The organism is Polyangiaceae bacterium (assembly GCA_016715885.1).
Lineage (GTDB): Bacteria > Myxococcota_A > Polyangia > Polyangiales > Polyangiaceae > Polyangium.
The window spans coordinates 314,992-338,051 of sequence record JADJXL010000002.1 but is presented as its reverse complement, the minus strand read 5'-3'; the positions used below and the strand labels follow the sequence as shown (position 1 = coordinate 338,051).

Annotated in this window: 23 protein-coding genes; 13 read left to right on the top strand and 10 right to left on the bottom strand. The window is 59.3% G+C overall.

Translation table 11 applies throughout. The annotated features are described in order from the left end of the window. Positions 1-55 precede the first annotated feature (55 nt). Positions 56-1,078 carry a D-alanine--D-alanine ligase gene (locus IPM54_04895; GenBank protein MBK9259153.1) on the bottom strand — a complete coding sequence of 341 codons (1,023 nt, stop codon included), beginning with the start codon at positions 1,076-1,078 and terminating at the stop codon, positions 56-58. 273 nt (positions 1,079-1,351) lie between these two features. On the opposite strand from IPM54_04895, the gene IPM54_04890 reads away from it, so the two are divergent. After that, the gene (locus IPM54_04890; protein MBK9259152.1) at positions 1,352-2,491 is read left to right on the top strand and encodes an FIST C-terminal domain-containing protein; all 1,140 of its coding nucleotides are present in this window, start codon (positions 1,352-1,354) and stop codon (positions 2,489-2,491) included. On the opposite strand, the gene IPM54_04885 is transcribed toward IPM54_04890, so the two are convergent. Then, positions 2,488-4,884: a protein kinase gene (locus tag IPM54_04885; GenBank protein ID MBK9259151.1), complete on the bottom strand. Its 2,397-nt coding sequence runs from the start codon at positions 4,882-4,884 to the stop codon at positions 2,488-2,490. The two genes, IPM54_04890 and IPM54_04885, sit on opposite strands and share 4 nt — an antisense overlap. A gap of 193 nt (positions 4,885-5,077) precedes the next feature. Here IPM54_04885 and IPM54_04880 point away from each other — a divergent pair, with 193 nt between their 5' ends. Further along, positions 5,078-6,079, top strand: coding sequence for an ATP-binding cassette domain-containing protein (locus IPM54_04880; GenBank protein MBK9259150.1), 1,002 nt, complete (start codon positions 5,078-5,080; stop codon positions 6,077-6,079). Further along, complete coding sequence (locus tag IPM54_04875) at positions 6,076-6,861, top strand: ABC-2 family transporter protein (GenBank protein ID MBK9259149.1); 786 nt, start codon at positions 6,076-6,078, stop codon at positions 6,859-6,861. The genes IPM54_04880 and IPM54_04875 overlap by 4 nt, the downstream gene beginning before the upstream one ends. A 1-nt stretch (position 6,862) precedes the next feature. Here IPM54_04875 and IPM54_04870 read toward each other — a convergent pair whose 3' ends face one another. After that, positions 6,863-7,144: a hypothetical protein gene (locus IPM54_04870; protein ID MBK9259148.1), complete on the bottom strand. Its 282-nt coding sequence runs from the start codon at positions 7,142-7,144 to the stop codon at positions 6,863-6,865. On the opposite strand from IPM54_04870, the gene IPM54_04865 reads away from it, so the two are divergent. Beyond that, the gene (locus IPM54_04865; protein ID MBK9259147.1) at positions 7,137-7,526 is read left to right on the top strand and encodes a hypothetical protein; all 390 of its coding nucleotides are present in this window, start codon (positions 7,137-7,139) and stop codon (positions 7,524-7,526) included. The two genes, IPM54_04870 and IPM54_04865, sit on opposite strands and share 8 nt — an antisense overlap. 163 nt (positions 7,527-7,689) lie before the next feature. Here IPM54_04865 and IPM54_04860 read toward each other — a convergent pair whose 3' ends face one another. The 5 genes from IPM54_04860 to IPM54_04840 all read right to left on the bottom strand — a co-directional run bounded on the left by IPM54_04860 (position 7,690) and on the right by IPM54_04840 (position 13,194). Next, positions 7,690-8,478 carry a hypothetical protein gene (locus tag IPM54_04860; protein MBK9259146.1) on the bottom strand — a complete coding sequence of 263 codons (789 nt, stop codon included), beginning with the start codon at positions 8,476-8,478 and terminating at the stop codon, positions 7,690-7,692. A gap of 31 nt (positions 8,479-8,509) precedes the next feature. Next, the gene (locus tag IPM54_04855; GenBank protein ID MBK9259145.1) at positions 8,510-9,556 is read right to left on the bottom strand and encodes a nicotinamidase; all 1,047 of its coding nucleotides are present in this window, start codon (positions 9,554-9,556) and stop codon (positions 8,510-8,512) included. Positions 9,557-9,596: 40 nt separating this feature from the next. Next, positions 9,597-11,489 (bottom strand): hypothetical protein, encoded by a 1,893-nt coding sequence (locus IPM54_04850; GenBank protein MBK9259144.1) that lies wholly within the window; start codon positions 11,487-11,489, stop codon positions 9,597-9,599. 64 nt (positions 11,490-11,553) lie between these two features. Beyond that, complete coding sequence (locus IPM54_04845) at positions 11,554-12,375, bottom strand: protein phosphatase 2C domain-containing protein (protein MBK9259143.1); 822 nt, start codon at positions 12,373-12,375, stop codon at positions 11,554-11,556. Between the two features lie 105 nt (positions 12,376-12,480). Next, on the bottom strand, positions 12,481-13,194 hold the full coding sequence (locus tag IPM54_04840) for an NUDIX hydrolase (protein MBK9259142.1): 714 nt from the start codon (positions 13,192-13,194) through the stop codon (positions 12,481-12,483). A 386-nt stretch (positions 13,195-13,580) separates the two neighbouring features. Between IPM54_04840 and IPM54_04835 the strand changes: the two genes are divergently transcribed. Continuing rightward, positions 13,581-14,147: a sigma-70 family RNA polymerase sigma factor gene (locus tag IPM54_04835; protein ID MBK9259141.1), complete on the top strand. Its 567-nt coding sequence runs from the start codon at positions 13,581-13,583 to the stop codon at positions 14,145-14,147. An 18-nt stretch (positions 14,148-14,165) separates the two neighbouring features. On the opposite strand, the gene IPM54_04830 is transcribed toward IPM54_04835, so the two are convergent. After that, positions 14,166-14,516: a hypothetical protein gene (locus IPM54_04830; GenBank protein ID MBK9259140.1), complete on the bottom strand. Its 351-nt coding sequence runs from the start codon at positions 14,514-14,516 to the stop codon at positions 14,166-14,168. A 140-nt stretch (positions 14,517-14,656) separates the two neighbouring features. Here IPM54_04830 and IPM54_04825 point away from each other — a divergent pair, with 140 nt between their 5' ends. Next, entirely contained in the window at positions 14,657-15,655 is a 999-nt protein-coding gene (locus IPM54_04825; protein MBK9259139.1) for a hypothetical protein, read from the top strand. Positions 15,656-15,709: 54 nt separating this feature from the next. On the opposite strand, the gene IPM54_04820 is transcribed toward IPM54_04825, so the two are convergent. Beyond that, entirely contained in the window at positions 15,710-16,000 is a 291-nt protein-coding gene (locus IPM54_04820) for a hypothetical protein (GenBank protein MBK9259138.1), read from the bottom strand. A 142-nt stretch (positions 16,001-16,142) separates the two neighbouring features. Between IPM54_04820 and IPM54_04815 the strand changes: the two genes are divergently transcribed. The 7 genes from IPM54_04815 (at position 16,143) to IPM54_04785 (ending at position 23,054) form a co-directional block, all read left to right on the top strand. Then, on the top strand, positions 16,143-17,330 hold the full coding sequence (locus IPM54_04815) for a thiolase family protein (protein ID MBK9259137.1): 1,188 nt from the start codon (positions 16,143-16,145) through the stop codon (positions 17,328-17,330). Continuing rightward, on the top strand, positions 17,327-18,184 hold the full coding sequence (locus IPM54_04810; protein ID MBK9259136.1) for an MBL fold metallo-hydrolase: 858 nt from the start codon (positions 17,327-17,329) through the stop codon (positions 18,182-18,184). The genes IPM54_04815 and IPM54_04810 overlap by 4 nt, the downstream gene beginning before the upstream one ends. Beyond that, complete coding sequence (locus IPM54_04805; protein ID MBK9259135.1) at positions 18,181-18,627, top strand: hypothetical protein; 447 nt, start codon at positions 18,181-18,183, stop codon at positions 18,625-18,627. Before IPM54_04810 ends, IPM54_04805 begins: the two co-directional genes overlap by 4 nt. 88 nt (positions 18,628-18,715) lie before the next feature. After that, entirely contained in the window at positions 18,716-20,170 is a 1,455-nt protein-coding gene (locus IPM54_04800) for a YXWGXW repeat-containing protein (protein MBK9259134.1), read from the top strand. Continuing rightward, positions 20,167-21,081, top strand: a complete 915-nt coding sequence (locus IPM54_04795; GenBank protein ID MBK9259133.1) for a hypothetical protein — start codon at positions 20,167-20,169, stop codon at positions 21,079-21,081. Before IPM54_04800 ends, IPM54_04795 begins: the two co-directional genes overlap by 4 nt. Before the next feature lie 60 nt (positions 21,082-21,141). Next, the gene (locus IPM54_04790) at positions 21,142-22,320 is read left to right on the top strand and encodes a hypothetical protein (GenBank protein ID MBK9259132.1); all 1,179 of its coding nucleotides are present in this window, start codon (positions 21,142-21,144) and stop codon (positions 22,318-22,320) included. Then, positions 22,317-23,054, top strand: a complete 738-nt coding sequence (locus IPM54_04785) for a hypothetical protein (GenBank protein ID MBK9259131.1) — start codon at positions 22,317-22,319, stop codon at positions 23,052-23,054. Before IPM54_04790 ends, IPM54_04785 begins: the two co-directional genes overlap by 4 nt. Positions 23,055-23,060 lie beyond the last annotated feature (6 nt).

Here is a 23,060-nt window from a genome sequence, read left to right as displayed (position 1 = left end):
TATCGACGGCCCAGTGTAATGGAGATTGCGACGATTCTGTGAGAGGTCGCGACTTTCAGCCGACGGACTTCAACATGGGCGCGGGAGCAACGACGTTCGTTTGGCGATAGGCACTGGCCATGAGCGCGTCGACCCTGGGACGGCGGCGAGCGGATTGATAGAGGCGTCCGCCATCGAGCATCGATTCGCACAACGCCCCGAAATCATAACCTTTTTGAGCTGCGGCACGGGCAAACAGCCCATCGGGCGAAAGCACCGGCTGCGTATTGACCTCGAGAACATATTCGTTTTCGCCAGCCGTTACGAGCACATCGACGCATACGGCGCCTCGGCAGCCAAGTGCGCGAGCAGCCCTTTCGGCGAGATTGACGACGCCACGCTCACGTTGCGGCGATAGCGTGAAAGGTGCGCAATCATTACGATTTTCCATATCGAATCGAGCCACTGGAGGCGTCACCTGAACCGCGCCGAGGACCTCGCCATCGAGTATGGCGACATTGAATTCGAGTCCCGTGACGAACCGCTCGACGAGCGCCACGTCATCGAAGTCGAACGCCATTTCGAGGGCATTTTGCAGCTCTTCGATGTTCGTTACGCGGGAAATGCCGTGACTGGCCCCTTCACCACGCGGCTTGACGATGACGGGATACCCAAAGGAGCCATGCAAATCGGCGATGTCTGAAAGGTCATCGTCGACGGTGACGGTGTAATACGGAGGCGTCGGCACATTGTGGAGGCGAAACATTTCTTTGGCCTTGAGCTTGTCCATGGCGAGAGCGCTCGCGAGGACACTCGAGCCGGTGTACGGGATGCGAGCAAGCTCGAGCAGCCCTTGGATGCAGCCGTCTTCGCCGAGCCTGCCGGACAAGGCGAGAAACGCGACGTCGATACGCGCACGTTGAATCGAAGCCCAAAGCTCGGAGCCGAAACTCGCGCCAACCGAAAGCCTCACGACGTCATGGCCGCGCGCGCCGAGCGCATCCGCAACCGCGTGTCCAGCAGACAACGTCGCCTCCCGATCGGACGACGAGCCGCCCATGATCACGCCGACACGCCTTCGCACCGCTCGCCTCTTCATCACAGTTTACCTCCGCACATTTCGCGCTGGAACGGTTGACGCAAACCCTGAACCACGACGTTTGCCGCTGTTTTGCCCATGACCAGGGATCGACGCTGCGGGATTCGGCCCGCGGCCCGCGTCCGTTCGACCACAATGATTCGAACGTTCGACCCGGTATCAGACAAATCTCGAACGGGACAAGAAAACGGCAAACTCGACCCGGACCAACCCGAAAGAGCGTCCCCGAATCCCCTTCCCCGCTTCGTCTCGGGTACACTCGTCTCACCCGCCATGGCCGCCAGGAGCTTCTGCACGAGCACCACATCGAGCGAATCGGTCGCACGCGCACTGCGCGAGACGCGAGCTGCAGTGCCATCGCCTTCGGCGGGTATCGTCTTCGTGGCGGGCGGAGCTGCGCACGTGCGCAACGTGGCCGAGCAAGTTCGAAGTACATGGCAGGGTGTGCCCACGGTCATCGTTCCGGGAGCAGGCGTGCTTCATGAACGCGCGGAGATCGAAGGAACCGCCGCCACAGCAGGTCTGCTTTGGAAGCAAGGAAAGGCCGTTCCCTTCGCCGTCGGTGAACCGGCGGATGATGCAGAAGCCTTGGGCGAGAACATCGGACGAGCCTTCGGGCCGAAAGCCACGACGGCCCTCGTTTTCCACCACGCCGAAGCTTTCGACCCCGAGACGCTCGAAGGTATCGCGAAGACGAGCCCCACGACGCACGTGTTCGGCGCAGGCACGGTAAGCCGCGCGGGGATGATCATCACGAGCGACGGGAACCTCATCGAAGCACCCGCCGTCGGATTGGCTTTGAGCGGTATGGCTCGTCCCATCACGGCCACATCGAGTGCATGCCGTGTCATTTCCAGTTTCGAGCCCATCGAAGAGATCGCCGGGGGCCTCGTGCTCCGCGTTGGCAATCAACACGCCCTCGATGCGTTGTCTCGATGTTCCGTCGACAAGTCACCGGACCAAGACCCGCCTCCCGTCGTCTTCGCCGCCCTTGCGGATCCGAACGAGACGACGACCGATGGCCGCGTTCGATATTTCATCCGCCCGATTCGCGGCATCGACACGACGCGACGTGGAATCATGATTGGCGATGACGCGCGGATAGGAATGAAGATGGGCTTCGCGCTGCGCGATGCGACCACGGCGCGCACCGAGCTCGACACGACGGCGCGGTTTGTCGCTCAAAACTTGCTTGGTTCGGCGCCGAGCTTCGGCATTTACCTGACGTGCGCCGGACGTGGTCAGAACTTCTACGGAACGCCCGACGTCGAAGTGCGCATCTTGCGGCAACGTTTCGGCGATCTGCCCATGGCGGGGATGCATTCGGCGTTCGAGATCAGCCCGCGGGACAATGGCTCGCCGCGCTTCGAGCTGTACACGAGCGTGCTCGCACTGTTTCGGACGTTGAGTTAGCGCCCGCGGTACGCGTCAACGACGGCTTGCGCGCGCGACGCGACGATCGCGCGTGCCTGGACAAACTCGGGCAACGTTCGGTGAGAATCGAACAAGGGGCAATGATCGAACCACATGAGGTCTTGCAGATTGTTTTCTGCGGAAAGGCGCATGCTGCCCAGCATCCGCGACACGTCTCCGGCAAACGCGGCTCTTTCCGCGTCGAGTTGCAAGAAGTATGCGGTGCGCCGCCATCCGGCGCTTTGTCCGAAGGCCATCTCGCGCAAGTAGTCATTGCTGCCGCGTGTATGCCTTTCGCGGAACGAGTCGATGATCGCCTGCACGAGCGGCGAGCGGTTTTCCATGGCGTCCATGGCTGCGATTGCTCGCTCGATCGTCGCTTCGTCACGATGCCACAAGGCGAAACGAAGCAGGTGCATCCAGTAGGAAAACTCCCCGTCTATCGGCCTCGACTTATCCAGAAGCTGGTACGCGCGTTCCCACATGCCTCGTGTACAGGCGACTCGTGCAAGCATACGGGCCGCAGCGGGCAGCGCGGGATCGAGGCCCAGCGCGGTTTCGAGCGATCTTGCGGCATCGTCGAGCGGGCCGGACTCGAGGAGAATCATGCCGAGCACCCAATGCGATTCGGCATTCGATGGTGAACGGCTGATGGCCTGTCGCAACGCCCGCACGGCACCAGGCATGTCGCCAAGCTGCATGAGCGCATGGCCCATCGCGAGGTGTGCCTCGGGCAGGTGCGGCGCCGCAGCAAGTGCTTTCTCCGCAGCCGCCTTTGCAGTCACCGCGTGGTCGCCGTTGTAAAAGGACAACCTCGCGAGCGCGCTCGCGTACCCCGATAGAATCGTCGAATCCTCCGGCGCGCGTTGAAGTGCCTGTTCGAGCAGTCCTACCGCGACCTGCACACTCGGTTGCCAGAACTTGCGATATTCGGCGCGCGCTCGCAGGTACAGCTCGACCGCCGCTGGATCCGTCGGTGCTTGTCGCGCGGGCGATGTCATGTCGACCGTAAGTGCCTCGGCGATCGCTTTGGCGACTTCGTCGTTGACGACGAACAGGTCTTTCTCCGGACGATCGAAGCGCTTGGCCCAAAGCTGAAAACCATCGGCCACACTGAGCACGCGCGCGGTGATGCGCAGCCCCGCAGGCGTGCGCCGCACGCTTCCTTCGACGACGACTTGCACGCCAAGCTCACGACCGATGTCACGTGGATCTTGATCGACGCCTTTGAAGCGCATCACGACGCCACGCGGACGGAGCTTCAAGCCTGCAGTCATCGACAACGTATCGATGAGATCGTCGGTGAGCCCTTCCGCAAGGTACTCGTCATCGGGCGGACCATTGTTGCGAAACGGCAGCACCGCGACGGTCTTTTCTTTGGATGCCGCGGCTTCCGGAATTGCAGCAACCACCGCCGTGTTTGTCATTGGCGTCGCCGACAAACTCGTCATCGATGCGACCGAAAGTGAGCTTGAAGCAGGCTGTGCGCTCACCATCGTCACGTTGGCCAGCGCGGCTGCCACTTCTTCCGCCGACGCGAATCGCTCGGCACGATCGCGCGCCATACACCGCTTGACGAGCTCACCACACGACACGGGCAAACCCGGCCGCTTGACGCACGGATCAGGCGGCGGCTGAACGAGCCTTGCTGCAGCAATCGCCACGATCGAATCCCCTCGCCACGGCTGCACGCCCGTCAAGAGCTCGTACAGCATCGCGCCGAAAGCATAAATGTCGGCCCGCGCGTCGATATCCGCGAGCCCCTGTACTTGCTCGGGCGACATGTACGCAGGTGTGCCAATGGCAGCGCCTACCTGCGTGCGCGATGCATCCTCGACATGAGCACGCGCAATGCCGAAGTCCATGATCACGACACGCCCGTCCTTGGCCATCATCACGTTCTCGGGCTTGAGATCACGGTGCACGACACCTGCTGCATGCGCCGCCGATAGCCCTGCACAAATCGCCGTCGCGATGTCGACCACCTGCGGCACGGGCATCGCGCCTTGGCGCGCAACCATCGCGCTCAGCGTCTCGCCCTCGATGTACTCCATCGTCAAGTACTTCGCGGAGCCGTGTTCTCCGATATCGAACACGCGTGCGACGTTCTTGTGCGTGACTCGCCGTGCAAGTTTCACTTCGCGACGAAAACGTTCCAGCATCCCGAGCTCTTCGACAAACTCGGGCAGAAGCATTTTGAGCGCGATGACTTCGTCGAGCTCCTCGTCACGAGCGCGATACACGGTGCCCATGCCGCCCGCACCGAGCAGCCCAAGGAGCGTGTAGCGTCCCCCGATGCGATCACTCGGAGCACTCGAAACGAGCAGCCCCGTTGGAGCTTCACTGAGCGGCACAGAAGAGGTCGATGTTGCCTTGTTGTCCGCGACCGTCATGAAAAAGCACGCATCCTACGTCACGAGCGAAACGCTGCGACAACCCCGTCCTTGGACGAGCGTCTTCAGCGTATAGCATCAAGCGACCAGTTCCCAATACGCGTAAATCGGGGGATGGGGGCGAAGCGAGCGTACAGCTCACGACCCGGAATCAAGCCGATAGCACGAGCAAGTGCTAGCCTGTCCACGCCCTATGAGCACCGCGGTTAGCGTTCGCGCTCTCACGAAGATCTACCAAGTTCACGAGCGACCAGCGGGGCTCGTCGCTGCACTTCGATCGGTATTGCGGCGCCAAACCAAAGCCGTCGTTGCGGTCTCCGATTTGTCCTTTTCCATCGAGCAGGGAGAGCGCGTCGGGTTTCTCGGACCCAATGGAGCGGGAAAAACCACGACGCTGAAAATACTTTCGGGCCTCTTGCATCCCACGAGCGGCGAAGTTTCCGTTGCGCATGATGTGCCGCAGCGGCGTCATCCGGATTTTTTGCGTTCCATCACGCTCGTGATGGGGCAAAAGCAGCAGCTCATTTGGGACTTGCCGCCCATCGAAACGTTCGATCAAAACCGAGCCATCTACGGCATCGCGAAAAGCGCCTATGCGGAAACACTCGGCGAGCTAGACAAAATGCTCGAAATCGGCTCGCTCGCGAACAAACCCACGCGCCAATTGTCCCTGGGCGAACGAATGAAATGCGAGCTTGCCGCGGCGTTGCTTCACCGGCCGTCCATTTTGTTCCTGGACGAACCCACCATCGGCCTCGACGTATCCATGCAGCTCGTCGTCCGCGACTTCATTCGCTCGTACAATGAAAAACGCGGCGCCACGGTTTTATTGACGTCCCACGACATGGACGACGTCGCAAGTTTGTGCCCGCGGGTCATCATCATCGATCACGGTAAATTGAAATACGATGGCAGCTTGGAAAAACTCGTGAAGACGGTACGCCAAGACAAACGTATCGTGCTGACGTTCACGGATCCGCCCGATCGTGAAACGCTCGAAAAAATTGGCACAGTCATCGATTTCGCCCCAGGTCGAGCCGTTCTGGGCGTGCCTCAAACGGATCTGCGTGAAGCCATGAGCCATCTTCTTGCGCTCGTCGGCATTCATGACCTCACGGTCGAAGATCCCCCGCTCGAAGAGGTCATGCGGGACCTTTTTGCGCAAAACAAAGAACGGAGCGATCTTCCGTCATGAGCGTCCTGCGTGCGTATCCGACGCTGCTTCGAGTTGGTTTTGCCGCGGCGCTCGCCTACCGTGCAGAAATGATCATTTGGATGCTGACGACGACGATGCCGCTCGTCAGCCTCGCCATTTGGTCTGCCGTATCGCGTGAAAATCCCGTTGGACGTTTTGGTCCGACGGAGTTCACCGGGTACTTTTTGGCCGCCCTGGTCGTTCGCCAAATCACGGGTTCTTGGCTGATTTGGGAATTGAATTATGAAATTCGCCAAGGAACCCTATCCCAGCGCCTTTTGAAACCCATTCATCCGTTATGGGTGTACAGCGCATCGAACCTTGCCGCATTGCCATTACGCGCCGGTCTTTGCATTCCGATCCTGGGCATTGCCGTCTTTTATGCGAATTTCACGCAAAATCCGACGCTCCTTGCAATCTTTCTCCTGTCCCTCGTCGGCGCCTGGTGCATCAATTTTTTCGCCATGACGCTCATCGGGTCGCTCGCGTTTTACCTGGAAAGTGCCACCGGCGTTTTCGAATTGTGGCTCGTCACGTTCATGGTGCTTTCGGGCTATGTCGTGCCGCTCGAATTGTTCCCCGGTTGGGCGCGCAGCGTCGCCCACGTATTACCATTTCGCTATACGCTGGGGTTTCCCGTCGAAGTCGTGACGGGACTCATGGATGTGCGTACTGCGGCAAGTCAGCTCGCAGTGCAATGGGCTTGGGCTCTGAGTATGGCCATTTTGGGGATATTGGCATTCCGCGCAGGTGTGCGCAGATTCGGCGCGTTTGGGGGATGATTCAGCACCCGCCAAGGCCATCGTAACAAACGCCGTATTGCGTTGCTCCGACGTACACGGGCGTCGCCAAGAATTCGCACGTTTCGAGGCCGCCGCAATCAGCAGCCGTCTTGCACCACCGCAAACAACACGGGCTTGCGAAAATGTCACCCGTGTCAATGCAATTGAAGGCCGCTTGGCAATCGGTGGGATCGAGGCACGCAGCGTAGTTACCGCCCGAACCTATCGGCCCTTCGCACGTCGGCATCCCATTCGGCTGCGGGAAACAATGCTCCGTGGACATACACACGAGACCCGGATTCAGTGGGTCACACGTACCGCCACCGCCCGAACTGCTCGATGAGCTCGAGCTACTCGACGAACTGGAACTGCTCGAGCTCGACGAGCTTGCACTACTCGATGAGCTCGAAGAGCTAGAACTGCTGGACGAGCTCGCACCCGACGAGCTCGATGCACTCGATGCACTCGAACTACTCGACGCACTCGACGAGGTAGACCCGGACGAACCGCCGTTCCCGGACGAACCTCCAGCCGCACCACCAACGCCCATTCCCGCAGAACCGCCGCCCGAACTACTCGAGCTGCCATTATCACCGCCCGACCATTCGCCTCCATCACCGTCGTTCGGATTCGCCCCCTCGAAGGTCGAACCTTCCGCGCAATGAAGCAAAAACAGCGACGTCAAGCCCAGAACGAGAGGAAGTGCGACGGTTTTCACGATTGACGATCGTACACCAGCCGGTGAGAACAAAGGGGAAAATTTCCTTTACGTGGCTCCAGTCACCACGGAATATTCTCTCCAGCGCGCACGATCGAACGGGGCGCCGATCATCCGAAGAAGCCGCCTGCCGAGGCGCGCGAGAATGCCCCTGCATGTTGGCTTGCGCGCACGGCCGACTGCGAAAACATACGAAATGCTCGACGAATTTCGCCGGATTCGCTTTTCGGCGTCAGTATCCATCGGTCGTCGATTCCCATTTCACGAAATACATCACGAAATGGCGTACTGCCGTCGTCGATACCCATGGCGGCCACGATATGCTGTTCGCTCGCGAGCATGTCGCGCACGATCGCGCGCACGTCGCTCGCTTTGTATTTGATGGACCCGCAATCGCCACCGTCGGTAATGATGAGCGTCACGCTTCGCACGGGCACTCCGCTTTGCGCGAATTCCTGTGCTTTGGCAATGACCGTCCCCAGCACCACCACGGTTTGGTCGAAGAGCGGCGTACCCAGCGTCGGATCGTAGTTTTTCGTGGTCATACGTTCTGCCATGCCGACTTGCCGATATGGGTACAGGACGAACCCATTCAAATACCTCGTATGCGCGAGGATCGAATCCTTCTGTTTCGACGCGGCCAGCGCATCGATGACGGCATTGTGTCCTTCACGCACGGCATCGGCATTTCCTGCGAATCGAATCGATCCGGAATCGTCCGGCATGATCGTGACGAGCACGACCTCCGAAGCGGCGACATCATCCACACCCACGCCGAGACCCGCTTGAATTTGCGCGCCCAAGTCGCTTGCAGCCAAGAGCGCCACGGCTTCCGGTGATAGCGTGCCTTCGTCTTCGGCCGCTTCGAAAAGCCGCCGGATATCGTTCGGATCGTTCATCTTGGTTCCGTTCGTCATGACAATCTCCTTTTCACCTGAGCCACGCGCTGATGGAGTCCGTGCTTTTCACCAAGTTCATGCCGGCCGCGGCGAATTTTGCGAGTGCCTTGTCGGCATCGGCAGTAAAGTCCGCGGCATAGCCACCTTTGCCATCGGGCACGGTCACGGCCGACATGCAATCAGTAAGCAAGTAGATCTTTTTCGCGAGCGCCGTATCGACGGATGCGATTTCCGCGAGAATGTCGTCAATCGAGCTTTTCACGCAATGGCTCGCCGCTTGTCCGGCAATGACGAGCGCATCGGCCGCGAGGAGCGTCTTCAAGAACAGCGTGTTGCGTTGTCCAAGCGGTTGTCCATCGAATCGCGTGAGCACTTCCGGCGCGAGCACCGAATAATTTTCCGTGAGAGGATTGCCTCCTTTCACCTCCACCCAGCTCTGCGCTCCCCGTACGTAGGAATGGAACAGCCGAGCTTCGTGGATGGCCCCGACGAGCGGATGGCCATCACTGCCGAGCAAACAATGCGCAGGCCACAAATACAGCGTGTACTTGCCGGCCTTTTCGAGCGATTCGCAATAATGACGAACTTGCTTGCAAAGCCACGTGTAGTTTCCTCCGCAAAGCCATTTTGCAACAGCCGGATTGGGCCTGACTTCGCCCGCATCCACGTCTTGCGTGGTAATCACCCGGTGCGGCCCGAGCGGCCCGCCTTCACGATCGACCCAGAACGATGGGAAAAAGATTTGGTGCGAAAAGTGCGTGTCCATCGTCGTCGTGATCGCGGTGAGCACATCGAGGTTTTTATAGATGAACTCGGCAATGCGCCGGCTATCGTCGATTGCGCCTCGACCACTGCGACCTGCCACGAAAAGCGCGCCTTCGGGATGACAAAAGTCCTTTTGCACGTCGATCAAGAGCAGATGTACGTTGGTTTTGTCCGAAGCTGCGGGCCGTATGCCCATCGATTTGCGCCAATCGTCGGCCGCGGTCGCGAGCACGGTTTCGTTCGGATGATATCCCCAACGCTCGGCGCTCTTGTGGTCATAAAAAACCGGGAGCGGAAGATCTTTGTGATTCATGATTGACTCCTCTTGTCTCGTTACGACTTCGATTGAAGTTTCAGCCCATTGCGAGCATCGTGATCTCGCACGAATCCACGACCCAAATTCCTTCGCGTCCGACCAGCAGTCGCGCTCCGGCTTGCACGAAAGGTTCCGTATCGGCAAACCGTTTGACCTCGGAAGGTCCACCCGGAAGAGCCTCGACCCGGACGATTCCCGTATCCGTCGCGGCAAAGAGCACGCCTCCGACGGCGCATTTGCCTGGGATGGTCCCCAGCCACGATCCATCGCCTGCATCGGCATCCGCTGTTCCGAGCACCGTGGCATCGGCATTCAGGACGATGACGCGATGAACGATGCGTCCCGCCACGGCGAACGCCAGGAAAAACCATATCTTGTCGTTGTCGATCGCCGCGTCGGCCTTGACAATTTGCCCATTCGGCCACGGCAATCGCACGGCATCGCGAATCCCACGTTTTTCAGTATCGAACGTAAATGCAACCGATACATTGCCAGCTCGGTAATATCCGAATCCCAGCCGCTCGCCGACCCAAATTCGAGTTTGTCCAGCTAGAACGTCCCCCCAAGGTTCAGCCGTTTCACTTCCCAAACCGGCAAGCGTCGGGCCATTTCGCCCAAAGGTTCTTCGCCAAAGCCGCCCACCTTGGACGTAGAATGCAAATCGTTCATTCACGCCAAATGCAGGTTCTCCAGCGCAAACATCAACGACAACGGTTTCGACGACGCGGGCTTGTTCGAGCACGACGACACGCGCGCCACGTCCCACGAACGTGGTTTTTCCTTGCGTCCACATTCGCGCAAGGCCATCGAGCGGTCCGCGCAAAATGATGGATCCATCCTCGCGCCGATACGCCGAATTTTCATGTACGACGTATTCGACCGACGTTCCCTTCCATGAAGCTGTCGTGATCGTTCCCGATGTCGAAAATTTGCGCGTCGCTTTCACGTACCCGCGCACCACCACGCATTCACGCGCGATGCCGTGATCACATTCGGGACAGCGCCCGCGGGCGTGCTCGAATCCGCACGCCGTGCAATTTGTAAAGCGAAGGCCCTCGAGCAAATGTAGCGGCAAGGGAGCTCGCACGTCGCGTTCGAAAATCAGCGAAAATGCATGCAGCAAATCATCCGGCAACACGCGATACGGGATCGCCGGTTTGGGATAACGCACTTCGGGATTGAATACGGTGACTCGCCGCAGCGGCCGCAAGCATTCTTGAATACGCTTCGATGGCTCTTTGGGACGGTAGACGCCACCATACGGACCGACGCACAGAAGCGCCGTCATCACCATCACGGCAAATGCATACCAATCCGAATCCGCAGAAAACGGATGCATCGGAATCGGCCGAGCTGCATTTGGATCGCAAATCAACGGATCGACGAATCGCTCGGTAAACACAGGGCACGGAAAATTTCCAAATTGAAAACTATCGGCGTCCACGATATGCGCTTCACTGCCACGCACGAGCACGTTCAGGTCATTGAAATCGCCCATGACGACGCCCGATGCGTGCACGGCAGCAACGGTGTTGCGCAAATCCACGAGCATCGCGACCGAGGCATTTCCTCCAAGCGTGCGTCGCCTGGTAGGTTCCGACAAACCGAGCAGCGATTCCGCGCCGTCCACGAGGCGCATGGTGTAACCGAGAATCGTCGTGTTTTTCTTGTCGCACGCGATGTCGATGGGAGACACGATTCGATCGGGCAGACCTTTCGGAAATGCTCGCATTTTGTCTTGCACGAGGAGCAATCGACCAGCGGCCGCTCGCTCTTCTTCGGGCAAACCTTTGACGTCCGGATGATCGGGGCCTTTCCATAGTTTGAGCGCCACACCACCGCCAATGTCAAAAATATCGGCTTCTCCACCTTTACCAATCGATGCCGCAGGGCTGATGCGCAATCGTTTGTCTCGCACGTACACGTCCATGACGCACCTCTCCCAATGCCGCAATGCAACGCAGCCCGCGAATGTCGTATTGTTCGCCTACGAATCAGCCTGCTTGCATTCGCTTACGCCGCACCACCAGCACCGTCGTATCGTCTTCCAAAAGCCCCGGTTCTTTCACGATGCGTTTGTCACTCCACAGGGGCCGAGTCACTTCGCGATTGACGAGCCACAAGGTTCGGCGAACCGCGTCTTCGTTACGAAAATACTTGTCGTCTTGCCAAAACGAATTCAATGGCTGAATGGCTCCAACGCGCCCTCCGGGCATGGGCGTCCCAGCAAGAGCTTCATAATCGGCAGCGCCATCCGTTCCGACGAGCGCCGAGTCGAAATCATGCAAACTGCATTCGCGATGAATCGAAAATGGCGGCCCTTCACGCACCAGGCCATAACCAAGATACGGGGGCGCGTTGAGCGGAAACGGACCAAGCTTCACGATTTCATCGCCCATCGCAAAAATACCATCGCCCACACCAAAAATGACTGCACCATCGGATGAAATCGCAATTCCTACAACCGTGAACAGAAAATATTCGGCCACGATGAGCGGCGCAGGTTCGCCCATCATCCGCAGCACGCCGCCAAATGCATCGAGCGTCCGCGTACGAATGCGTTCCCATGTCGACTCGTCGCGAATCGAATGCCCCGCTTCCATCTCCGCGAGCACCTGCTCGGAAATGATTCGCGCTCCCACGGCCGCACCGACTTCGCTACGCGCGCCGCTTCCACAGCCATCACAAACGACGCCGCAAAGCCCGAAAGGCGCCGCTCGCACAGCAAACGCATCCTGATTCGCCTTGCCCAAAGCCACATGCGTTCGTCCTACCACACTGCCCGCCGCAAACTCGAATCGTTCGTCGAGACGCATTGCCTCACCCCCTAACCCCCTCTCCCTATGAGGGAGAGGGGGAACAGGCCTCACCCCCCAGCCCCCTCTCCCTATGAGGGAGAGGGGGAGGAAGAAGCACGTCATTCAGATGAGATCGAAAACAAAACCTTCTTTTTCAAGCTTCCGATAAGCCTTTTCGTCGAAGCGAAAGAGCCGCGCTGCCCGATGCGCCACGTCCTGCTCCACTTCGTCCGTCTCGATGAGCAGCCCCGTCGCCAATACCTTTTTGCGAAAGTTACGCTTGTCGATTTCCCGATCGAGCACCTTTTCGTAGACTCGTTGAAGCTGCGTGAGCGTGAACTTCTTTGGCAATAGCTCGATCCCAATCGGTGTCTGCGTTACCTTCATGCGCAGTCTTGCAATTGCCATTTCCACGATTTCTTCGTGATCGAAGGCGAGCTTCGGCAAGTCATCCACGCCAAACCACGCCGCTTCACGCGCATCCGTGGCCGCTCGTACGGCATGATCCGACAACTTCACGAGCGCATAATGCGCGACCGAGACCACTCGCTCGCGCGGATCCCGGTCGATACCGCTAAATGCATGCAGCTGCTCGAGAACCGCTCGATCGATGCCGGCTTCCTCACGCAGCTCGCGCCGCGCCGCTTCATCGAGCGTTTCGTCCATCCTGACGAAACCGCCCGGCAACGCCCAACGCCCCAAAAAAGGCTCCATCCCGCGCTGAATGAGAAGCACCTTCAAGTCTTCGTCATCGAGACCAAACACGACGCAGTCCACCGCCAACGCAGGCCGCGCGTACCGGTACGTGAACGCGCCATCTCTCTCGTTCGTGTTCATGTTACACTAAGCTTAGTGTCGAACGAACACCATGTCAAGGGACTATTTTGGAGGTGGGTTTGGATCTAGGTCAGGACTTGGCCATCGATCGGATCCCGGGGGGGTATGGGGGGTGTCCGCGCCTCGCCGTGCTTTGGCGCAAGCCAAAGCACCGGGAGGCGAGCCGCGGACCCCCCCATCGTAAACTAGCCTCGCGAAGCGCGCGTCCCACGCGCGCGAAGCGAGCGTTCAAGTCATGGCCCGCTTTCAGACACGCCTCGGTTGCCAGTTTGACACGACCCCCTTTGGCCAAAAGCACACGGGGGTCTTTCCTTCTCGCGATTTCATTCCCAGAAAACGTTGGCACCGGCCTTGCCAAGACTCTCTCCCGAAGGAGGTCGCGTCCCATGCTCGCCGTTTCAGCCCTGTCCCCTCAGCCCTTCGCCCCGAACCCTTTTCACGTTTCGACGATCGATGAGCTGCGTAAGGCCCTCGTTTCGATGGCCCCCGAGCTCTATAACCGCGCGTTTCGCATGTCGCGCTCGAGCGTAACGGCTCAGGATCTGGTGCAGGATACCGTGGAGCGCGCGCTTCGTTTCGAGACGCAATACCGCCCCGGCACGAACGTCAAGGCGTGGGTTCACCAAATTCTTTTCAGCGTGTTCATCACCAAGTGCCGCCGAAACCGCCGTGAGCGCAAGGCGCTGGACGTGCTTGGCTCCGATCCGAATGCGTGGACGGCAGCTCCTGCCGTGTCCGAAGTAACCGGTCTGTCGCCTTCTACGCTCAAGGCCCTCGATGCCATTCCCAGCGTGTATCGCGATGTGGTGGTGATGGTGGACGTCGAAGAGATTTCGTACAAGGACGCCGCCGACAAGCTCGACGTGCCCGTGGGCACGGTGATGAGCCGATTGCATCGAGGCCGCCGCATGCTCGCCAAAGCCCTCGAAGACAGCCGCAACAAGGCCGATTGAGTCGATTGTCTCGACAAACTACGCGCCCCGTCGCCGATCGACTGCGAGCATCATCTGCACGGCATACGGGACCGACGTGACTCCAGCGATTTCCGCAAGCGCGTACGCGATGTGCGCCGCGCTCGCATGGTCCGGAATCCCAACACTCGCAACGCGATAACCTTCACGCGACACGTCCCTGAGCACCTCGACCTGCATCGACGATCTCGTGCGGTAGAGCGCGACGCGCAAACGTTTGGGGCGAAGCACATCGAGCGCTCGCATCGCGAATGCGATACGGTCGAACGTTTCGGCATCGTGGTGCTCGACACGCCGGCGAGGATCGGTCTGCTCGAACTGAGCGTCCCGGAGCGAGGTGTGCGTCCGCATCGGAGGAGGTTAGCGCAGCGAGGGCGAAATGGGAAACGGCACCACCCGTGCCTGTCGTGGCAGTTTCCTCGGTAACTTCCGGCCCAACCTGACGATTCTTGCTTCGCGTTGGCGAAGTCGATGGCGTACTCTCTGCGGTCATGTACAAAAAGAACCTACTACGCTCCGCTTCACTTGCTTTCGTTCTGGCTTCCGCCCTGGGCATCACGGGCTGTACGAGTGACCCCGTTGCCGTTTCGGACGAGGCGTTTGCCGATTCACTCGCGAAGGAGCTCATTGCGGCATGTCCGATGACGGGATTGGGCGATGCCTCTGCGCGCGAGGCATGTGCTGACAACTTGACCAAGCTCGACAGCTTGCGTGACGCGATGAACGAGCCCTTTTTCTGGGGATCTCAAAAACCGGGCACGAGCTACGATTATGCGCAGAGCCAGCGGACGGATTTCAATCCTCTGGTTTGGCGCCGGATGTACTTGTCGACGTACATGTTCACGGGTGAATACCGCGTGGAGAAAACGGCCGACTTTACGGTGCTTCACGTTGAACATCGTTTTCGCAACGAGCTCGACCTGGGCGACTATCCGTATCCATTTTGGCATGAAAAGGGCAAGTGGGATTCGTACCAAAAATCGGTCGAGCTCTTACTTTTCATCAAAAATGGCAAAATTCTGGGCGGGCTGCGTTCCGAGGAGCAGGACGCGGCGCGTCCCGTGGTCGATCACACGTGGGACGGGAATTGGCATTGGATGGATGCTGGTGGCGAAGCGGAACCTTACGTAACGCTATACAGTTTCTTGTTTTCTGCGGGCAATCCGCACGTGTCCAAATTGGACGACGCGTATCGGGCGCTCGAGGAAGAAATGCGGGCGCATCAATGCCAAACGTGCCACAGCCCGGACAATTCGATGAAAATGAATCCGCTCGAGTTGTTCAATTATCCGAATCAGGCGCTCTCGGCGCGGTACGACCTGATTACCGAGCTCGAGGACAATACGATGCCGCCGCCGAACAGTATGGGTTTGCCCGTGGGTATCATGGATACGGCACAGCGGGACAAACTGAAGGCGCTCGCCGAGACGTTTGCGAAGGCGGCGGACGATGCATTGAGTTACGAAGGGGAGACGTCGGTGAGACGGTGAACTGGATGGCGCGAGCGGGCGGTCACGCGCCGTCGTGGCAGCTCGCTCGCCGCGTCAGCAGGCGGCTGGATCGGCGAGCCATGCTGTAATTTCGGCAGGAGAGAATAGAGTGACGACATCATCGAGGCGTTCCTCACCGAACGCCTCGAGCCGACGCATGAGCACGTCGCGTTCGCCACTCGTGAGGGTTCGTCCGATGCGTCGTCCAAACAGGCGCGCGTATATTCGAATGCACGCTCGGTCTTCGCCTCGATCCTCGCCAAACTTGACCAAATCCTCGATGATGACCGGTTCCAGATGCGCTCGTTCCATGGCTGCCACCATCGCATCATACCGCTTGCGCATCGCGGCTGCAACCACGGCCATGTGCCGTTCTGCCCAACTTGCTCGCCGAGCGCCCCTTGCAAACGGTGCAACTCCGCGGTAATCGCATTGCCGGTAGATTCAACGCGCGCCCGGGATGGCGTGCCCTGCAGGAGAAGTTGCGATGACCTTGCCCGTTCCCGTCTACATCGTTGGCGCTGCACGCACCCCCATCGGCGCTTTCCTCGGTGCACTCTCGACGCTGCCCGCTCCACGCCTCGGCGCCGTTGCGATCGAAGCCGCGCTCGCTCGATCCAAAGTACCCGCGGACCGCGTCGGCGAAGTCTTCATGGGCAACGTGCTGAGCGCTGGCATTGGTCAAGCACCCGCACGGCAAGCGGCCATTTATGCGAACATTCCGAAGAGCGTCCCCGCGACGACCGTGGGCAAAGTCTGCGGCTCGGGCATGCAAGCCGTGGTGCTCGGCGCCAAGAGCATTGCGCTCGGAGATGCCGAGATCGTGGTCGCTGGCGGCATGGAATCCATGTCGAACGTGCCGTATTACTTGCCCCAAGCTCGCAGCGGTTATCGCATGGGCAATGGGCAGCTCGTCGACGGCATGATTCACGACGGCTTGTGGGATCCCTATGGCAATTTCCACATGGGCAATGCGGGCGAGCTGTGCGCGCGCAAGTTCGAGTTTTCACGCGAGGCACAGGACGAGTTTGCCAGGGAGAGTTTCCGCAGGGCCGTTGCAGCTCAAAAGGAAAACCTTTTCGATGCGGAAATCGTCGCCGTGAACGTGCCGCAAAAGAAAGGCGATGCGGTCGTGGTAAAACTGGACGAAGGTCCGCCCGCGGGCAAACCCGACAAGATCGGATCGCTGAAGCCTGCATTCCAGAAGGATGGAACGATCACCGCGGCAAACGCCTCGTCCATCAACGACGGTGCTGCGGCGCTGGTGCTCGCGAGTGAAAAAGCCGTGAAGGAGCTCGGTTTGGAGCCGCTCGGGCGTATCGTCGGTTATGGCGGAGCCGCGCAAGAGCCCGATTGGTTCACGACGGCGCCAGCGTATGCCATCGAAAATACGCTGTCGAAATTGGGCATGGCCAAAAACCAGATCGACATTTGGGAAATCAACGAAGCGTTTGCCGTGGTCACGATGGCCGTGAACAAGCTGTGCGAGCTCGATCCGGCGAAGGTGAACGTGCGCGGCGGGGCCGTGGCTCTCGGGCATCCGATTGGCGCAACGGGCGCGCGGCTGCTCACGACAATGGTGCATGCGATGAAGGATCGTGGCGACAAGCGAGGTCTTGCGACGCTCTGCATCGGCGGCGGCGAAGCTCTTGCCGTAGTCGTTGAGCGGCCGTGATTCGACCGCGACGAGTAGCACGTGGGGTGGAGCTGTTTCCGGCGCGAACGCCGACCTTGCCACCCGCAACGCACACCAACAGTTACGCCGTTGGTGATCGCGACGTGCTGCTCGTCGAACCAGCAACGCCTCATGAAGACGAACGGCGCGCGTGGCTCGAATGGGCCCGCGGAATCGAGTCGCAAGGCCGAAAAATCGCCGGCATTTTCATGACGCATCACCATGCAGACCATGTAGCAGGGGCATCGTTTTTCGCGACGAGCTTGAACGTGCCCCTGTTTGCCCATGCAGCCACCGCCAAACGTTTACCGGACATCGACATTACGAGCGTCATCGACGAATCGCATGTCTTCGATCTCGGCGGCCAAGTTCCCATGCGGCTACGCGTACTGCATACGCCCGGGCATGCACCGGGGCATTTGTGTTTATACGACGACGAGGCAAAAACCGTCATCGTCGGCGATATGGTGGCGAGTGTCGGAACCATCTTGGTCGACCCGCGCGATGGTGACATGCAGGCGTATTTGGCGCAGATCGACCGATTGGCAAACCTGTCCGCTCATGTCGCATTGCCTGCACACGGGGAACCCATCGACGAGCCCACGGCGCTTTTTCGGCATTACATCGCGCATCGGCTGGCTCGAGAAGAAAAGGTGATGGCAGCGGTTTCGGCGGCATCGACAGAAGGAGCGACCGTTGAAACGCTCGTGCCGGTGGCTTATGCAGACACGCCGCGCATGTTATGGCCCATTGCAGCATTGAGCCTCGAAGCGCATTTGATCAAGCTCATGCGAGAAGGCCGTGTGGAAGCGGTGGGCAGTGGTGCTTATCGGAGGAAGGATCTTCAAGGATGAATCGTTTTGCTTTTGCGCTTTTGTTCGCTACGTCGTGCGCAGGTTCGGTCACGCAGGATCCTCCACAAGACCCTGGCTCCATGCCGGATGCGTCGACGGATGCGCCTGAACCCGAGGACGCCGGGACGGATGCGGCGGCGCTCGTCGTGGGCCAAGCTTGTACGAGCGATGCGGAATGCGGCGGCGAATATCGGTGTCAATTGACCGCCCCCGGTGGTTATTGCTCGTTTTTTTGTTCAGGCGACGCAGATTGCCCCACTGGCTCGGTCTGTTCACCCCTGCCGAACTCGCGCGTGTCCGGAATCTGCATGAAATCGTGCTCGACGACGGCCGAATGTCGCCCCGGCTATACATGCGAAATCGTTCATCTTTTTCCAGGCGATCCCATGGCACCGTCGAGTCCTTCACCGGTATGCTGGGAAGCTCAAGACGCGGGACCTTGATTTCGGACGCTGCGTGTAAGACAATCCGAATGACTTCCGCGTGTCGTGTATGATTCGAAATTGCAGCTTGCTTTGAAGGCAGGACTTCGTGACGCAATTTGGCCCTGGGGTCGTGATCGCAATAGGATTGAGTTTTGTTTTGGGTTGCGGTCACGTCGAGCGCAAAATCATATTCGACAAAACCATCGACATTCCTGCGGGTCGCTTTTCCGGGCCGATCGAAATCGAAGTGCCTCGTCGTGCGGACCACAAGAACCGGGATTTCGAGATTGAAACGCGCCTTTCGGCAGCGTGTGGACCGCTTTTGCGACTTTCGTTTCCGGATGGGGAAGTTGCGACGCTGGGCGACGAGGACGAGGATTGGCAGAAGCTGCTCACACGAAGGGCTTTGGCGGGCAGCGCGGCGGATGGTCCAGCCGAACGAGCACCACGGCGAGGCGACGTTCCTGCGACACCGGGGCATTGGGAAGCGGTTCGAACCGAGAGTTGGCCGGGCCAATTGGTTTTTCTCGAACAACGCAAGGTACGTTGTGCAAAGGCGGCGACGTATGACTCGCTTTATTTGAATGCATTCGACGAAAGCGGGCGGATGACGTTTTGGGCCGATACGCCGCAAGAAATTGCGAATGCAAAAATCACGGTCAAAGTCTACGAATTGATCGACGTCAAAGCCGAGCTCGAAGCTGCCGCGAAGCTCGAAGCGGAAGCGAAGGCTCGAGCAGCGGGGAGCATTTCTGTCGGGGGCTCGGTGCGAGTTGGTGTCGACGTGAATCCAACGACGCCAGAGCCGCCGCCAAAGAAAGAATCGCCGCCGCCGGCGATAGATCCGGGAGCAACGTGGGTTCCGGGGCATTGGAAATGGACGCCTGGATCAGGAAAATGGGTATGGATCCCTGGGTATTGGAATCCGCCGAAGACCGTTCCGGGGCCGAAAACGGAGAATCCTGGTGATCCACCGACGGCGGGCTGCACGTGGGCGCCTGGGCATTGGGTGTGGGTACAAACGGATGGATCATGGGAATGGGTGCCTGGCCATTGGAATGCCCCGCCACCGCGCGTGGAGAATCCGGGGGCGCCGCCCGTGCCCGAATCGAAGTGGGTGCCGGGGTATTGGGTGAAAGTGAATGGGCGATTCGAATGGGTCGCCGGATATTGGGGCAAACCTTCGCCGCGTGCAGAAACGCCTCCGCCACCTCCGCATGCGGGCGCTCGATGGGTGGCGGGCGTGTGGATCAACGTGCAAGGAAAATGGGTGTGGTCGCCCGGATATTACGAGCGTAGCGGGCGACCGCCGCCTGCACCCAAAGCGGAAACGCCGCCGCCTTCACCCGCACCGGGTTCCGTGTGGCTGGGAGGTTTCTGGCGTTTTAGCGATGCGAAAAACGATTACGAATGGATTGCGGGGCATTGGGAAATTCCGCCCGGCGAGGGATACGTGTGGGTAGCGGATCCGCCGAATCCGGCGCTGGGTGTGCCCATCAGCGGACATTGGGAATTGCGCGTCAAGGTAAAGACCAATGGCACCATCAAGGTGCAACCATGAAAAATGGAACGATGCGTAGCATCCTATCGATTTGCCTGTTTGCGTCATTGCTCGGGACGACGGGTTGCGGGACAATGTTCGACCTCGCTTACGTGGTCGGCAGAAAACGATACGACCAAAGCAAAGAAGAACGTAAACCCACGGGCCAGATCAATACGGCCATCGAATACGAGAGTGCCTTTACGCCGGATGGACACATTCGTGTTTCCTGCGAAGAGCGCGAGCGCCGGATCGAACGAACATTTTACGTCAGCAAGGTGTATGAATATCGCGGCGGCTATACGCGAAGCACGTATCTTGCCGCGGCCGCGCTCTCTGCGGCTGCGGGCGGGCTCGTTGCGGGTATCGTTGCGCTTGGATGCAACTTACCGCCTCAACCGGGCGAGACGGACGCAAAACGCTGGAGCTGCATCAATGCGCTTTACGCTACGCCATTTGCAGCCGATTTGGGCTGGTCGCTCATTCGCGCAGCCACGGCAAAACCCCCGAAGCTCGTGGACAAACACAAGAACGAAGGACCACTCGCTTTCGGGGACGTGCCCACGCGTTCGGCTGCGGTGTCGTGTGATTCCATCGAACGCGTAGCGCTCGGCAGTGTCACCGGTGCATCCGATGTCGAATTGCTCAATGGCCGTGAGAGTGCCGCACCGCAACGATTGCGTGATGGTGCGATCCCCGTGGCGCTCGGCGAAGGTGGCACCATTCAACTGGCTACGCAGCCCGAGGTCGTGCAGGCGTGGGTGCGGAATCCGGCGCTCGAATTTTGGGTGGTGAATCGAGAAGGCAAGCCGCGTCCGTTGAAAATCGACCGATGTGGTGCATTGCGACCCGTTTTTCTGACGATCCCCCCTGCAGACCAATCGATGTTCTTGCAACAATGCCCACCGCCGAATGCGACGACGAGCCGGTGACTTCGTTGGTTGAAGCAAGGTCTGGATTTTCGATGGCTTTGTTGTGTATCATGGTCGTCGATGACGACGGCCAATGTGGCATCCGCACCTCCAAACAAGGGCGCTTCACCTCCGCTGCTCGAACGGCTCGGCGTGCTCTACTTCCGGCGCATGTCGGCGTCTTTGCCGAAAGTCGATGCGCAAGATGCCGTGTACGTGCTCAACGCCGAAGAACGCAGGACGCTCGCGAACATCGTGCGTGCTGCCGTTTTTCGCGCAGGCCTTGCCGGAGCGCTGAGCGCAGCGCTCGCAGCCGCGGCCGAGGTATACGCGGACAAGGTATTCGGCACGGAGCACACGAATCTCGATATCACCGTGCGCTATTGGGCCATCGTGGGTGGCGTTACGGTCGTTGCCGCGATCCTCGAAATTATTTTTCTGTATTGGGATTCGCTTCGCACGGTACATCGAATGGCACGAGCTGCCGGATTCGATCCTTTTGGTCATGACGCCACGGAAGAACAGAATGCAGTTGCGGCAGCATTGGCCCGCGCGGCGCTCGAATTGCCCAATCCGACGGAGAGCGCGTTCGGGGTGAATCCCCATCGCGAAGCGTCGAAGATCAAATTGCTTTTGGCGTCGCTGCTTTACAAGGTCAAAGTCAGCATCACGAATTTCGCCGTCAAGATACTCGTGCGGCGTATCGCGGGCCGCGCGCTCGTGCGCACGTGGCTACCGTTCGTCGCAGTTCCGGGCACGGCAGCGTGGAACGGCATCGTGTGTTATGTGGTTTTACGGGAAGCACGTATCCGCGTCATGGGGCCTTCAGCAGCTCACGAGCTCGTGACCGCCATTTTCGACCAAGGGATACCGCAGTCGCCCGAAGGTCGCGTAACGCTGGTGCGTGCCGTGGCGAGCTCCATCGTTCGCACCGAGGATCTTCATCCCAACCTGCAATCGGTGCTCATCGAGGTCATGCGTCGCGTCGAAGATCCTTTGCCAGAAGGAATCGACGATTCCCGAGCATTTCTCGAAAGCCTATCACGCCTTGACAAACCAGAACAAAGGATGGCATTGCAAGTGCTCGCAACTGCGGCCATCATCGACGGGCGTTTTTCGGGTACGGAAGCCAATCTCTTACGGGAAGCGCAAGCCGCGTGTGGATTGGCGCCGGATGTGCGACCGGTCGAGCGAATGCGAAAAGCGTTCATGCGAGGTGACGGATCGCTCGATGCGATCGTGCGGGAGCTTTTTTCATGACCGCGCAATCGCCGTACCGCACTGCCGATCCACTGGGCGCTGTCGTTTCCGAGCATTCCGTCGCCCGCGTGCAGCAGAGCATACGTGTCGTGCTGGGATTGTTTTGCTTGGTGGTTGCCATCGATTGCGTTTGGCTCGGCATATGGACACGATTTGGCGATGTGAACGTGACGGGGGCGATCGTGAGCGGCGTCATCGCGCTCGTTTTCTTTTGGCTTTCGTGGGACGCATTCTCCCAATACGCGCAGGCACGCAGGCAACGCGTCACGTGTCACGAACACGGCGTACGCATACGCGACAAACACCGCGATCACGACGTGCGATTCGATGACGTCACCTCGGTCGGTGGAATGCTCTGGGAACCGACAGGCGAAAAAGCGCCTGCAGGTACTGTGCTATGGATCGACGATGCCGAAGGAGCGCGCACCGTGCTGCCTTCGCCATTGAGCAATCCGCATGAATTCGGCGAATACGTTCGACGCATGACGTTCGACAAACGGCGCTTGGCAGCTCAGGCGCGCATAGCGAACGGCGACGAGACACGATTTGGCGCTTGCGCACTCGGGGCGCTGGTGCTCACCGTCAATGGGGAGGTCTTTTCGCGCGGTGAGATCGAAAAGGTAAACCTGTCCTCGCGGTGGCTCGCGATAAAACCTCGCAGTCACGCGCAGCGAATGGTTCCAACGGAACAGATTCCCGACCTCGATGTCATGTTGGCATTATTAGAAACATAAGGAGTA